Consider the following 14748-nt stretch of genomic DNA (forward strand, 5'->3'; position numbering starts at 1 on the left):
GCCCCGCCGTTACACCGTATCGACCTTCAACGAATGATCATTGAGCATCCCGTTGATGATGGTCGCGGTGTCCTGCCCGGCAGCAATCACACCGCCCGCTCCCGCCGTCACCCCATAGTGCTGAGCCAGGTTGACCCCCGCCAGGTCAATGATCTGGCTCGGCGCAGCCCCCGCCACCGCACTCACCTCGATGGTCGACACTACCCCGGCGCCACTGCCAGTGACCTTGAAGTGCAGATAATCATCCAGTGACGCCGATGTCGCGTTTTCTCCCTGAAGCAACTGCGACAGGTCGAGCCGATCTGTACCCGGGGTGAAATCAGTGACGACATCACGCCCGCTATTACCCTGTTGCCAGAGGAAAATATCGTTACCGTCGCCGCCCGTGAGGGTGTTGTTCCCCGACCCGCCGATCAGCACATCGTTACCGCCTCCCCCGTTCAACGCATCGTTGCCCAGGCCACCTCTGAGCAGGTTGGCATTGCCATCGCCGGTCAAGCTGTCGTTGTAGTCCGAGCCGATCAGGTTCTCGATTCCGCTCAAGGTATCGGTCCCCGCCCCGCCGGTATTCTGCGCGGCAAGGTTCGCCAGGCTTACGGTCACGCCGCTACTTGCACCGGCGTAACTGGCGGTATCGATACCGGCACCACCGTTGAGCTGGTCATTGCCGCTGCCGCCGATCAGCAAGTCATTGCCGTCACCGGCGTTGAGGATGTCGTTACCATCGCCACCGATCAGCACATCATTGCCGGCACCGGCATTGAGGGTGTCGCCGCCCGTCCCGCCCAGCAAGGTGTCATGACCATCGGTCCCGGTCAGGACATTACCTTGCTGATAAGTGATATCGACGTTGCCAGTGCCGGTACCGCCATGCCCGTCACTGACCGTATAGGTGCCGTTGTAGGTTTGATTCTGGGCGTCGGCGTAGTCGACGGTCATGGTCAAGGCATATCGTTCCAATCCGTCGGCATTGCCTCCGGCAGGATTGAGCAGGTTGACCACGTGGATGCTGTACACCCCGTCATGACCGGCGGTGAAGCTTTTGCCATCGGCAACGCTCTGATAAACGCCATTCTCATCCTTCCACTCCATCAGGATGTTGTCGACGGGGCGGCCGTGTTCCAGTTTGAGCGTCTCTCCTTTTTTCAGCGTGACCGTCAGAACGTCCTCGGCATTGGCACCACTGGAGAGCGCGCCCAGATAACCATTGACCAGCAGCGCTGCCGTGGTGGTGTTCGAAGCGGTGCGGAACGAACTGCGCGGCAAGTCCTTCAACTGGTTGGCCAAGTTACTGGACGATCCCGAGAAGCTGACTGAGGGCGTGCCATTGCCAACCGTGAACCCGGCCCCTTTGGCCGCCCAATTGGTCGTGAAGCTAATCGGTGATGCGCTGAGCAAATCGTTGTTGGCATCGCTGTCGTTGGCCAGCAGTGCTTCAGCCGGTACGGTAATGGTGCTGGAGAGGATGTTGGTGATGATATGGTCAGCGCCAGCCACCGGCGCGGCATTGGAGTAGACGTTAACCACCAGGTTGGCACTGCTCAGGTCGCCATCGTTGTCACTGGCAGTGAAGCCGAAATTCTCGGTCACGGTAGTACCGGTGTCTTTCGGCGGGGTGTAGGTGAACTCGCCGGTATCCATGTCAACCAGCAAGGTACCGCCCTTGATGGTTTTGATGTTGAAGGTATTGGTTGCGGTGTCGAAGGAACCGCGATCGACACCGCTGGCGCTGTAGCTGCCCTGGCCTTTGGGGTCATAGGTGTAAGTCGTACCATCGACCAGCAATGCTTTGATAAAACCGCCATCGGCGCCGAACGTGCCGCCACTCATCAGGCTGCCGGTGATGGGCGCACCTTGCACCGTACCGGACAACACCTGATTCAACGCATTCAGGTCGGTAACTACCACAGCGTTGGTATTGGTATGCGTGCTGCCGTCATACGCCAGCGGGTTGAGATTGCTGGCATTGACGCCGTCACCCAGCCCAATGGCGTAGGACTTGATCCCGTTGCTGTCGAGGAAGGACTTCCAGGCAGTCTCATCGTCAGTACCGATGCCTTGTGAGGTCGAGGACGGGTTGCCGTCGGAGAAGAAGTAGCCGATGTTCTGCGCGCCGGTCAAACTGCCACCGTTGGCGAAGGCCGACTTCGCCTCGGCCACCGCATTATCGTAGTTGGTGCCACCACCCGCCGACAGCCCGGCAACGATCTGCTTGGCCTGGGCGACCGATACCCAGACTTCGGATTGTTCAGATGCTGAGGAACTGAAGGTGACGATCTGGACTTTGACGTCGCCCATTTCGTCATACTTGTCCAGCAAAGCGCTGATGGCATCCTTGGCCAGTTGCAGACGGGTCTTACCCTCGACACCGGATTGATCGTTCATACTGCCGGATACGTCGACGATCAGCAGCAGGTTGGTATCGATCTGCCCCGGCGTCACCGAACGCTCTGCCCCCACCACCGCGGCTACATCGTCAACGATGTTTACATCCAGGGTTGCCTGGGCAGTGCTGCCGTCTTTATCGGTTGCCGTGACAGTGATGGGCTCGTTGAGGTTGTTGATGCCATTGGCATTCGCATGGCTTTCGCTGTCCAGCAAGGTGTAGGTGTAACTGACCACGCCGGTACTGGCGTTGTACCCGGTGATGGTCAACGAATTGCCAAAGGGCGTCGTACCCGTTTGCGGGAAGCCGGCAACATTGCCGCCGCTGACTACGGTGATGCCCCCTACAGTCAGGGTTTGCAGACCATCCGGGGCAGTCACGGTGAAGCTGCCCGTGTGGGTTAACGCTGGCGAATCCGGGCTGCTGCCGTCGCTGAGGTTTTTTTCGTAGACGGTCAGTTCGCCACCGTTGACACTCAGACCATCGATGACCACCGGATGGTCCACGCTGCTGACATCGATCTTCAAGGTCGCCGTGCTGCTGTCGCCGTCGGCATCCTTGAGGGTGTAGGTGAAGTTTTCGACACCACTAACGCCACCTTTCAGATTGATGAAATCCGGATCGTTGGTGTGCAGCGTGTAGGTGTAGCTGCCGTCGGCGGCCAGGACCAGGGTGCCGTAGGTGCCGGTGATGGTTTGCGGGGTGATGGGGCCGCTGGCGATGCGGTCGGCGCCCTGCACATCGTTGGTCAAAACGTTTCCGGTCAGGGTCTGCTGAGCTTCGGTCGCTGTGGTCGTGTTGGTGTCGTCGTACGCCTTGGGTGCGTCGTCGACGATATTGATATCGATGGTGGCACTGCCCTTACTGCCATCGGTATCGATCGCGACCACCTCGATTTGCTCGACCAGGGTGTTGCCGCTGGTGTGGCTTTCATTGTCCAGCAAAGTGAACGTGCCGACGATTACCCCGGTGCTAGGGTCGTAGCTGTGGATGGTCATCGAGTTGCCCAGCGGCGTGGTGCCGGTCAGCGGCAATGCGCTAACCACTCCGCCACTGACCAGGGTGAGGCCACCGATGGTCAGGGTTTGCAGACCGTCCGGTGCGACCACGGTAAAGGTGCCGCCCTTGGTCAGCGCCCACTGGTCCGGGCTGCTGCCGTCGCTGAGGTTTTTCTCGTAGAAGGTCAGCTCGCCGCCGCACAGGTCCAGACCATGGATCTCTACCGGATCGTTGAGGTTGCTGACATCGATCTTCAAGGTCGCCGTGCTGCTGTCGCCGTCGGCATCCTTGAGGGTGTAAGTGAAGTTTTCGACACCACTAACGCCGCCTTTCAGATTGATGAAGTCCGGATCGTTGGTGTGCAGCGTGTAGGTGTAGGAACCATCGGCGGCGAGCACCAGGGTGCCGTAAGTGCCGGTGATGGTTTGTGGGGTGATGGGGCCGCTGGCGATGCGGTCGGCGCCTTGCACATCGTTGGTCAAGACGTTGCCGGTCAGGGTCAGTTGAGCTTCCGTGGCGACGGTGGTGTTGGTGTCGTCGTACGCCTTGGGTGCATCGTCGACGATATTGATATCGATGGTGGCACTGCCCTTACTGCCATCGGTATCGATCGCGACCACCTCGATTTGCTCAACGAGAGTGTTGCCGCTGGTGTGGCTTTCATTGTCCACCAAGGTGAACGTGCCGACGATTACCCCCGTGCTCGGGTCGTAGCTGTGGATGGTCATCGAGTTGCCCAGCGGCGTGGTGCCGGTCAGCGGCAATGCGCTGACCACTCCGCCACTGACCAAAGTGAGGCCACCGATGGTCAGGGTTTGCAGACCGTCCGGGGCGACCACGGTGAAGGTGCCGCCCTTGGTCAGTGCCCACTGGTCCGGGCTGCTGCCGTCGCTGAGGTTTTTCTCGTAGAAGGTCAGCTCGCCGCCGCACAGGTCCAGACCATGGATCTCTACCGGATCGTTGAGGTTGCTGACATCGATCTTCAAGGTCGCCGTGCTGCTGTCGCCGTCGGCATCCTTGAGGGTGTAAGTGAAGTTTTCGACACCACTAACGCCGCCTTTCAGATTGATGAAGTCCGGATCGTTGGTGTGCAGCGTGTAGGTGTAGGAACCATCGGCGGCGAGCACCAGGGTGCCGTAAGTGCCGGTGATGGTTTGTGGGGTGATGGGGCCGCTGGCGATGCGGTCGGCGCCCTGCACATCGTTGGTCAAAACGTTTCCGGTCAGGGTCTGCTGAGCTTCGGTCGCTGTGGTCGTGTTGGTGTCGTCGTACGCCTTGGGTGCGTCGTCGACGATATTGATATCGATGGTGGCACTGCCCTTACTGCCATCGGTATCGATCGCGACCACCTCGATTTGCTCGACCAGGGTATTGCCGCTCGTGTGGCTTTCATTGTCCAGCAAAGTGAACGTACCGACGATTACCCCGGTGCTCGGGTCGTAGCTGTGGATGGTCATCGAGTTGCCCAGCGGCGTGGTGCCGGTCAGCGGCAATGCGCTGACCACTCCGCCACTGACCAAAGTGAGGCCACCGATGGTCAGGGTTTGCAGGCCGTCCGGTGCGACCACGGTAAAGGTGCCGCCCTTGGTCAGTGCCCACTGGTCCGGGCTGCTGCCGTCGCTGAGGTTTTTCTCATAGAAGGTCAGCTCGCCGCCGCACAGGTCCAGGCCGTGGATCTCTACCGGATCGTTGAGGTTGCTGACATCGATCTTCAAGTTCGCCGTACTGCTGTCGCCGTCGGCATCCTTGAGGGTGTAGGTGAAGTTCTCGACACCCGTACCGCCGCCTTTCAGATTGACGAAGTCCGGGTCCTGGGCGTTCAGCGTGTAGGTGTAGGAACCATCGGCGGCCAGTACCAGGGTGCCGTAGGTACCAGTGATGGTTTGCGGGGTGATCGGTCCGCTGGCGATGCGGTCGGCGCCTTGCACATCGTTGGTCAAGACGTTGCCGGTCAGGGTCAGTTGAGCTTCCGTGGCGACGGTGGTGTTGGTGTCGTCGTACGCCTTGGGTGCATCGTCGACGATATTGATATCGATGGTGGCACTGCCCTTACTGCCATCGGTATCGATCGCGACCACCTCGATTTGCTCGACGAGAGTGTTGCCGCTGGTGTGGCTTTCATTGTCCAGCAAGGTGAACGTGCCGACGATTACCCCGGTGCTCGGGTCGTAGCTATGGATGGTCATCGAGTTGCCCAGCGGCGTGGTGCCGGTCAACGGCAATGCGCTGACCACTCCGCCACTGACCAGGGTGAGGCCACCGATGGTCAGGGTTTGCAGACCGTCCGGGGCGACCACGGTGAAGGTGCCGCCCTTGGTCAGTGCCCACTGGTCCGGGCTGCTGCCGTCGCTGAGGTTTTTCTCATAGAAGGTCAGCTCGCCGCCGCACAGGTCCAGGCCGTGGATCTCTACCGGATCGTTGAGGTTGCTGACATCGATCTTCAAGTTCGCCGTGCTGCTGTCGCCGTCGACATCCTTGAGGGTGTAGGTGAAGTTCTCGACACCCGTACCGCCGCCTTTCAGGTTGATGAAGTCAGGGTCGCTGGTGTTCAGCGTGTAGGTGTAGGAACCATCGGCGGCCAGGACCAGGGTGCCGTAGGTACCAGTGATGGTTTGCGGGGTGATCGGTCCGCTGGCGATGCGGTCGGCGCCTTGCACATCGTTGCTCAGCACGTTGCCGGTCAGGGTCAGTTGAGTTTCCGTGGCGATAGTGGTGTTGATGTCGTCGTTCGCATCGGGCGCGTCGTCGACGATGTTCACATCAATCGAACCGCTGGCGCCGCTGCCATCGCTATCAGTGGCTACCACCGTGAAGCTTTCGCTCAAGCTGGTGCCGTTACCGCTGCTATGCGCTTCGTTGTCGAGCAGCGTGTAGGTGTAAGTCACCACCCCGGTGCTGGCGTTGTAGCCCGTGATGGTCAGGGTGTTGCCTTGCGGCGTGGTAGCCGATTGCGGGAAGCCGACCGCATTGCCGCCAGCGACCACAGTGATACCGCCGACAGTCAGGGTTTGCAGGCCATCCGGGGCACTGACGGTGAAACTGCCGCCCTGGGTCAGGGCCGAGCCGTTCGGGTTGCTGCCGTCACTGAGGTTTTTCTCGTAGACGGTCAGTTCGCCGCCTTCGATATTCAGGCCGTTCAGGGTTACCGGGTCGTTGAGGTTGCTGACATCGATCTTCAACGTCGCGGTGCTGCTGTCGCCATCGGCGTCCTTGAGGGTGTAGGTGAAGTTTTCGACACCCGTACCGCCGCCTTTCAGGTTGATGAAGCCCGGGTCGCTGGTGTTCAGCGTGTAGGTGTAGGAACCATCGGCGGCGAGCACCAGGGTGCCGTAGGTGCCAGTGATGGTCTGCGGGGTGATGGGGCCGCTGGCGATGCGGTCAGCGCCTTGCACATCGTTGGTCAGTACGTTGCCGGTCAGGGTCAGCTGAGTTTCCGTGGCGGTAGTGGTGTTGATGTCGTCGTTCGCATCGGGCGCGTCGTCGACGATGTTCACATCGATCGAACCGCTGGCGCTGCTGCCATCGCTATCAGTGGCTACCACCGTGAAGCTTTCGCTCAAGCTGGTGCCGTTACCACTGCTGTGCGCCTCGTTGTCGAGCAGCGTGTAGGTGTAAGTCACCACCCCGGTGCTGGCGTTGTAGCCGGTGATGGTCAGGGTGTTGCCTTGCGGCGTGGTAGCCGATTGCGGGAAGCCGACCGCATTGCCGCCAGCGACCACGGTGATACCGCCAACAGTCAGGGTTTGCAGGCCATCCGGGGCACCGACGGTGAAGCTGCCGCCCTGGGTCAGGGCCGAGCCGTTCGGACTGCTGCCGTCGCCGAGGTTTTTCTCGTGGACGGTCAATTCGCCGCCTTCGACATTCAGGCCGTTGAGGGTTACCGGGTCGTTGAGATTGCTGACATCGATCTTCAAGGTCGCGGTGCTGCTGTCGCCGTCGGCATCCTTGAGGGTGTAGGTGAAGTTTTCGACACCCGTACCGCCGCCTTTCAGGTTGATGAAATCCGGGTCGCTGGTGTTCAACGTGTAGGTGTAGGAACCATCGGCGGCCAGGACCAGGGTGCCGTAGGTGCCAGTAATGGTCTGCGGGGTGATGGGGCCGCTGGCGATACGGTCGGCGCCTTGCACATCGTTGGTCAAGACGTTGCCGGTCAGGGTCAGCTGGCTCTCGGTGGCTGTCACCGCATTGCTGTCCGCTACCGCATGCGGCATATCATCGATGACGTTGACATCCAGCGAACCACTGGCCACATCGCCATCGGTGTCGCTGACCAGGACGCTGATACTCTCGCCCTGTGCATTGGCTCCAGCGCCGTCCGGATGTGTCTCGGTGTTGCTCAAGGTGTAGCTGTAACTGACCACACCGGTAGCAGCATCGTAACCGGTGATGGTCAACACGTTGCCCAACGCGGTAGTGATGGATTGCCCCACACCGGTCACAGCGCCAGCCGTGACGACGTTGATGCCACCGACATTCAGGTTGAACACACCATCCGGCGCCACCACAGTAAAGCTGCCGGCCCGGGTCAAGGCGGCGGGATCACTTGCCGAGCCTTGGGCCAGACTGGCTTCGTTGAGGTTCAGCTCGCCCCCGTCAACCTGCAAACCTTCGATAGTGACCGGGTTGTTGACCACCGGTGGCAGTGGCGATGGCAGCAGCGCGTCATTGTTGTTATTGAGATCGCCGACATCCAGCTCTGGTACTTCGACAAAGCCGTTGAAACCCGCTGTCGGGAATCCGATGACCGGGTCAACCCGACCGCCCACTTCGTTGAGCATGACAAAGGAATGACCACCGCCGAGCGCACCCGACGAGCCCCCACTCCCAGGACCGGCCGCCGTCGGATCGGCATCCTGGCTCGGGTCGGCGCCCGAGGCGATTGCTTGCTGGAGTTTTTCCACATCGGTGAGTTGCGCCTGACTTGGCGCCGGCGCCTGCGGCGCATCGACTTGAGGCGCCTGGTTAACCAGCAACTGCGGGGACATCGCCAGACTGCTGTCACGGCCCAAGGTCAATTCGGCACCATTTTGCAGATCCACGGCCACCGCACCGGCTGCCCCCGTCTGCAACTGCTCGCCGGCAAACAGCCGGTCACCTTCGGCCAGCACCCGACGTGTCCCGTCATTGGCGACGGCGAAGACCTCACCGACTACTTTGCTGACAATACCGATTAACTTGGCCATGAGCGCTCTCCTCCGCTGCGGAACGGTTTTTCGCAGAAAAGCACCCTGAATCTCGCGTGGTCGGCCTACGGCACCTGCCCTGGACCAACACCTGGAAAGCGCTGAAGGCGAAGGTCGATTTCAATGAAATCAACACCTTCGCCTGCCAGACACTTTGTGAACGTGGAAAAGCGAGCTGGCGATTTGGCATCTGCCAAAAAATTGTCGCCAACAACTGATCTTCCTCCATCCCCTCCGCTACATCCGTGCCCTTTGCCGCAAAAAAAAACTGAACTTTCTCTGGCGCCCGAAAAATGGACTCTAGCGCCGTATCAACGGGTCGCCTGATATGAACAATGTCGTGGATTCCTTAGACCGCATAAGTTTTTTTTCGCATAACCCTTATGAAAAATTCTTCTTAGCTCGCCTTATAAATGTTCTTAGCTCTGTTGTTACAAGCCTGAAACGGTTTGACCTTAAAAGTTCGTCAAAAATATGACGGCAGCTACACCCAAATTTGAGATCAGGGAGAAGTACCCCATGCGCGTTTTGACCCCCATCACCGGCGCAATTCTATTGGCCATGGCATGTGCCAATGCTCAGGCGATGTCGCTTACGGAAGCTGTGCAAAGCGCCGTGGACCAACATCCGGAAATCAACGCCAGCCGCAACAATCGCTTATCCGCAGACGAAGACGTCAAGGTTGCCAAAGGCGGTTGGTATCCCCGCGTTGACCTGGTTGCCGGCTACGGTCGGCAAAAGTCGGATAACACCAACACTCGCTTCACCAACCCCGACGGCACATCCAATCACAACAAGGAAACCCTGAACTACACCCAGTCCGACCTGCGCTTGCGGCAGATGCTGTTCGACGGTTTCAACACCTCGAACGAAGTCGGCCGTACCGAAGCGGTGGTCAACTCCCGCGCCTACTACACCCAAGCAACCGCCCAAAGCATCAGCCTGCGCGCTGTCGAGGTATACCTGGAGGTGCTCAAGCGCCGGGAGCTGGTGACCCTGGCCAAGAACAACCTGCAGGCTCACCTGCGCGTCAACGACCAGATCGGTTTGCGTAGCGAACGGGGTGTAGGCAGCACCGCCGACCTTGACCAGTCCACCGCCCGTCGCGCCCTGGCGGAAAACAACCTGTACACCGCCGAAGTCGACCTGGCCGATGCCGAAGCCAATTTCTACAGTGTCATCGGCCGCGTCCCCGATGAGCTGGAAACGCCGGTCACCATCAAGGGCGAGATGCCTGCCAGCCTGCTCGACGCACGTCAGGACATGCTTGAGCACAACCCCTACCTGAAGTCGGCCCAGGCTGATGTACAAGCCGCCGAGCAGCAGTACGAAGTCGCCAAATCACCGTTCTATCCGCGCCTGGATGCGGTGTTGGCCACCGGTGCCAACAACAACACCGCAGGCCAGGTCGGTCACGACAACAACGACTGGCAGGCCGGTGTCGAGCTCAGCTACAACCTGTTTCGCGGCGGCAGCGACAAGGCCCGCCTGCAGTCGGATGCGCACAAGATCAACCAGGCCATGGACATCCGCAACAATGCCTTGCGCACCCTCAACGAGGACCTGGCACTGTCCTGGAACGCCATGACCAATGCCCGCAAGCAAACCCCGACCGCCCGCGAGTACGCTGACACCACTACCCGGGTGCGCGCGGCTTACCAGGATCAGTTCGGTCTCGGCCAACGGACCCTGCTCGACCTGCTCGACAGTGAAAACGAGCTGTACAACGCCAACCGTCGCTACACCGAGGTGCGCTATATCGAGGAATTCTCGATGTACCGGGTGTTGGCCAACATGGGTGAACTGCTGAACAAGCAACGCATCTCGCTGCCACCTGAGGCGATTGCCCAGAGTGAAGTGAAGAGCGAAGCACGTCTGCCCGACATGCGCTAAGCCGCAATCTGCTGCAGGAGTAGGCCATTGTGACCAGCATGCAACCTGCGAGCTCGGCGGCGGATCCGCGCCTGAGTTTCGATGACCCGTTACTCGATGGTTTGCTGATTCTCTGCAAGCTGCACGGTTGCACGCTCAGCCGTGCCGGCCTGAGTGCCGGCCTGCCCTTGGCCCAGCAGCGTTTGAGCCTCGACCTGCTGCCACGCGCCGCCGCCCGCGCCGGTTTACAGGCGCGCGTGCTGCGCCGGGAACTGGACGCTATTTCGGCGCTCAACCTGCCTGTGCTATTGCTGCTCAAACAGGGCCGCTGCGCCGTGCTGCGGCGCTGGGGCGATGATGGCAAGGCGTTGATCCTGCCCAGCGAGGCGGAAGGTGGCGAACAATGGGTCAGCCGCGAGGAACTGGCCGAGGCCTATAGCGGCGAAGCGCTGTTCGCCCGCCCCCGGCATGAGCTCGAAGACCTGCGCGCGCCGTTGATGCCGCGGGTCAACGCCTGGTTTCGCGACACCCTGAAACTGTCACGCTGGCTTTACAGCGATGCGCTGCTGGCCAGTTTGCTGATCAACCTGCTCGGCCTGATGGTGCCGTTGTTCGTCATGCAGACCTACGACCGGGTCGTGCCCAACCAGGCCATCTCGACCCTCTGGGTGCTGGTGGTCGGCCTGTTGATCGGCACCCTGTTCGAATTGATTCTGCGCGTGGTGCGCGCCCACCTGCTGGATCAGGCCGGGAAAAAGACTGACCTGATTCTTTCGGCAACATTGTTCGAGCGCATCACCGGCATGTCGATGAAGGCCCGCCCGGCCACCATCGGTGGTTTTGCACAAAGCATCCATGACTTCCAGGGCCTGCGCGAATTTCTCACCGCCGTGACTCTGACCAGCATCATCGACCTGCCCTTCGTGGTGCTGATGCTCCTGGTGATCGGCCTGCTCGGCGGCTGGCTGGTGGTGATTCCGCTGGTTGCCTTTCCCGTCACCATTATCTTCGCCCTGCTGATTCAGGTACGTCTGCGCGACACCGTGCAAAAGAGCCTGGCCCTGGGGGCGGTGCGCCAGGCCCTGCTGATCGAAACCCTCGGCGGCCTGGAAACCCTTAAAGCCTGCAGTGCCGAGAGTGAGCGTCAGTACCAATGGGAAAGCACCCACGGCGCCCTGACCCGCCTCGACGCCCATGCCCGAAATCTGTCGGCGCTGGCCACCAACGGTACGTTGTTCATCCAGCAATTCTGCGGCATGGCGACCATTGTTGCCGGGGTCTACAGCATCATTGCCGGCAACCTCAGTGTCGGCGCCCTGGTCGCCAGCTACATGCTCGGCAGCCGGGTACTGGCCCCGCTGGGCCAGATCGCTGGGCTGATTACCCGTTATCAGCAAGCGCAGCTGACCATGCGCAGTACCGACGCGTTGATGGCCCTGCCGCAAGAGCGTCAGGCAGGGCAGCAACCGCTGGAGCGCACCCAGCTGCACGGCGCCCTTGAGGTCAGCCATGTCAGCTTTCGCTATACCGGGCAGAACGCCGCCGCGCTCAATGCCGTGAATTTCAGCGTCAAACCCGGCGAGCGCATCGGCATCATCGGCCGTAGCGGTTCGGGCAAAAGCACCCTGGCCCGCCTGCTGATGGGCTTTTATGCGCCGGACGAAGGACAGATCCTGCTCGACAACCTCGACCTGCGCCAACTCGATATCGCCGACCTGCGCAACCAGATCGGCTATGTCGCCCATGACCTGCCGCTGCTGGCCGGCAGTCTGCGCGACAACCTCACCCTCGGCGCGCGCTATGTGAGTGATGCACGCATGCTGGAAGTCGCCGAGCTGACTGGCGTCAGTGAACTGGCGCGCCAGCATCCGCAAGGTTTCGATCGCCCGGTCGGTGAACGCGGCCAGTTGCTGTCCGGTGGCCAGCGCCAGTCTGTGCTGCTGGCCCGGGCGATGCTGCTGGAGCCGCCGATCATGATCCTCGACGAACCCACCAGCCATATGGACAACGCCAGCGAAGACCAGTTGCGCCAACGCCTACATGGCTGGGTCCAGGGCAAGACCCTGCTGCTGGTCACCCACCGTACCTCGATGCTCAGCCTGGTCGACCGCCTGCTGGTGCTGGACAACGGCAAGGTGGTGGCCGACGGGCCGAAGGAAGCGGTTATCGATGCACTGCGCAAAGGCCGGGTTGGTTCGGCCATCTAGGGGATCTCGTCATGTCCATCAGCCAAGGCTTGCGCAGTTATTTCCAGAGCTTCGGCAAAACCGCCGAACGCGACTACATGCCGGACGTGGCCGGCGCAACATTGCAGGACTCGCCGCGCCTGTCGCGCATCACCGTATGGCTGGCCGCCGCCTTGTTGCTGGTGGCCCTGACCTGGGCCTGGTTCGCGGTGCTGGATGAGGTCACCATGGGCGAAGGCAAGGCGATACCGTCGAGTAAGGTGCAGGTGATCCAGAACCTGGAAGGCGGCATCGTCACCGAAATCTTTGTTCGCGAAGGGCAGATGGTCAACAAGGGCGATACCTTGCTGCGCCTGGACGACACGCGCTTTCTGTCCAACAAAGGCGAGAGCGAAGCGGATCGCTATGCCCTCACCGCCCAGGTCGAACGCCTGTCGGCCGAGGCTGAGGGGCGCCCCTTTGAAGTTTCTGAAGAAGTACGCAGCAAAGCGCCGCAGGTGGCCGAGGACGAGCTGTCGTTGTACCAGTCCCGGCAACGCCGCCTGACCAGCGAGAAGCAGACCCTCAGCGAGCAGCTACGGCAGAAGACCCAGGAGCTGGCCGAGTTCCGCTCCAAGGCCGAGCAGTACCGCTCGGCGCTGGCCCTGCTGCAGCAAGAACTGAACATGTCGACGCCGCTGGTGGGCACCGGGGCGATTTCCCCCGTGGAGATCTTGCGCCTCAAGCGCAGCACCGTGGAAGCCCGTGGTTCGCTGAACGCCACCACCCTGGCGATTCCCCGCGCCGAGGCGGCGGTGGCGGAGATCAAGAGCAAGATCGAAGAGTCGGAAGCCGGTTTCCGTTCGGAAGCGGCCAAGGAGCTCAACGAGAAACGCACCGACCTGTCGAAAATCACTGCATCAAGCATCGCCATCGACGACCGGGTCACGCGCACCACGGTGGTTTCGCCGGTGCATGGCATCATCAAGCTGCTCAAGGTCAACACCATCGGTGGCGTGGTCCAGCCGGGCAGCGATCTGCTGGAGATCGTGCCACTGGAAGACAATCTGCTGATCGAAGCCAAGGTGCGCCCGCAGGACGTTGCCTTCCTGCACCCGGGGCAGTCGGCCATGGTCAAGTTCAGCGCCTACGACTACACCATCTATGGCGGTCTGAAGGCCAAGCTGGAACTGATCAGCGCCGACACCGTCACCGATGACAAGGGCAATTCGTTCTACCTGATTCAGGTGCGCACCGACAAAAACCACCTGGGTGGTGATAACAAACCTTTGCTGATCATTCCCGGGATGACTGCCACGGTGGACATCATCACCGGCCAGAAAAGCGTGCTGGATTATCTGCTCAAGCCGGTGCTCAAGGCGCGCACTGAAGCCATGCGCGAGCGTTGAGCATCGCGGGGCAAGCCCGCTCCCACCGGAGGGGCTCTGTGGGAGCGGGCTTGCCCCGCGATAATCAACGCAAATGATTACGCTCGTACGTCTCGCGCCCCATCGCCTCGATCTGCCCTTCGATCAAGGCTTCGAAAGGCTTGAGCAGCGCATCGAAAGACAGCGGCGCCTCCAGCACATTCAACGCCTGCACCACTGCTTCCAAGGTCGACAGTGCTCCGTCAGCCGGCGCTTTGCGCAAGCGGTAGCGCGAAGGCAGGACCTGGGCCAGCGTCACCCGCGGCAAGGCTGCCAGCGACGGATTCATGTGCAGCAGCTTGCTCACCTTGCGCCAGGTGCCATCGGGCACCACCAGCAGCCATGGGCGTTGATCCTGATCGTCGGCATAAGCAGCCAGAGGCTGAGCCTGATCGCCGGGAAACAGCAACGCACTGCGGTACCCCGGCACCTCGATCAGCGCGGCCAGATTCTCGAACGCCTCACCTACCCGCAATTCACTGTTACGCAAACCCAGTGCCGCCAGTTTCGCGGTATTGAGGGCATGACGTACTTCACTCGGATGCTGCAACACCAGCACACGGGTGCGGCTATCAAGGGACGGGATCAACGGGCAAAGGCAATGGGCTTGTGGGCGCAGGCAGCGCTCGCACTGGATTCTGGACATCGGGTTCTCCTGGACGGGCAAAGTGTGCCACAGCAGTCCCGGAAAAAGCCCACTTCCCTGTGGGAGAGAT

At 60.9% G+C, this 14748-nt stretch carries 5 protein-coding genes; 3 read left to right on the forward strand and 2 right to left on the reverse strand.

All coding sequences use genetic code 11. The annotated features are described in order from the left end of the window. Positions 1–9: 9 nt before the first annotated feature. A complete protein-coding gene (locus ACVI9W_RS05655; protein WP_461529430.1) occupies positions 10–8568 on the reverse strand; it encodes a retention module-containing protein in 8559 nt (2852 codons plus the stop codon). Between the two features lie 519 nt (positions 8569–9087). Between ACVI9W_RS05655 and ACVI9W_RS05660 the strand changes: the two genes are divergently transcribed. The 3 genes from ACVI9W_RS05660 to ACVI9W_RS05670 are packed head-to-tail and all read left to right on the forward strand — an operon-like array spanning position 9088 to position 14014. Then, on the forward strand, positions 9088–10461 hold the full coding sequence (locus ACVI9W_RS05660) for a TolC family outer membrane protein (RefSeq protein ID WP_038613551.1): 1374 nt from the start codon (positions 9088–9090) through the stop codon (positions 10459–10461). A 38-nt stretch (positions 10462–10499) separates the two neighbouring features. Beyond that, on the forward strand, positions 10500–12647 hold the full coding sequence (locus ACVI9W_RS05665; protein ID WP_371262006.1) for a type I secretion system permease/ATPase: 2148 nt from the start codon (positions 10500–10502) through the stop codon (positions 12645–12647). 11 nt (positions 12648–12658) lie between these two features. Continuing rightward, positions 12659–14014 (forward strand): HlyD family type I secretion periplasmic adaptor subunit, encoded by a 1356-nt coding sequence (locus ACVI9W_RS05670; protein WP_461529431.1) that lies wholly within the window; start codon positions 12659–12661, stop codon positions 14012–14014. Positions 14015–14078: 64 nt separating this feature from the next. On the opposite strand, the gene ACVI9W_RS05675 is transcribed toward ACVI9W_RS05670, so the two are convergent. After that, positions 14079–14678, reverse strand: coding sequence for a tRNA-uridine aminocarboxypropyltransferase (locus ACVI9W_RS05675; protein ID WP_461529432.1), 600 nt, complete (start codon positions 14676–14678; stop codon positions 14079–14081). Positions 14679–14748 lie beyond the last annotated feature (70 nt).

The sequence above is a fragment of the Pseudomonas sp. 210_17 TE3656 genome (assembly GCF_054821965.1).

Coding starts and splice junctions, on each gene's coding strand:
- ACVI9W_RS05655 (WP_461529430.1), bottom strand. CDS start 8,568: ATGGCCAAGTTAATCGGTATTGTCAGCAAAGTAGTCGGTGAGGTCTTC.
- ACVI9W_RS05660 (WP_038613551.1), top strand. CDS start 9,088: ATGCGCGTTTTGACCCCCATCACCGGCGCAATTCTATTGGCCATGGCA.
- ACVI9W_RS05665 (WP_371262006.1), top strand. CDS start 10,500: ATGCAACCTGCGAGCTCGGCGGCGGATCCGCGCCTGAGTTTCGATGAC.
- ACVI9W_RS05670 (WP_461529431.1), top strand. CDS start 12,659: ATGTCCATCAGCCAAGGCTTGCGCAGTTATTTCCAGAGCTTCGGCAAA.
- ACVI9W_RS05675 (WP_461529432.1), bottom strand. CDS start 14,678: ATGTCCAGAATCCAGTGCGAGCGCTGCCTGCGCCCACAAGCCCATTGC.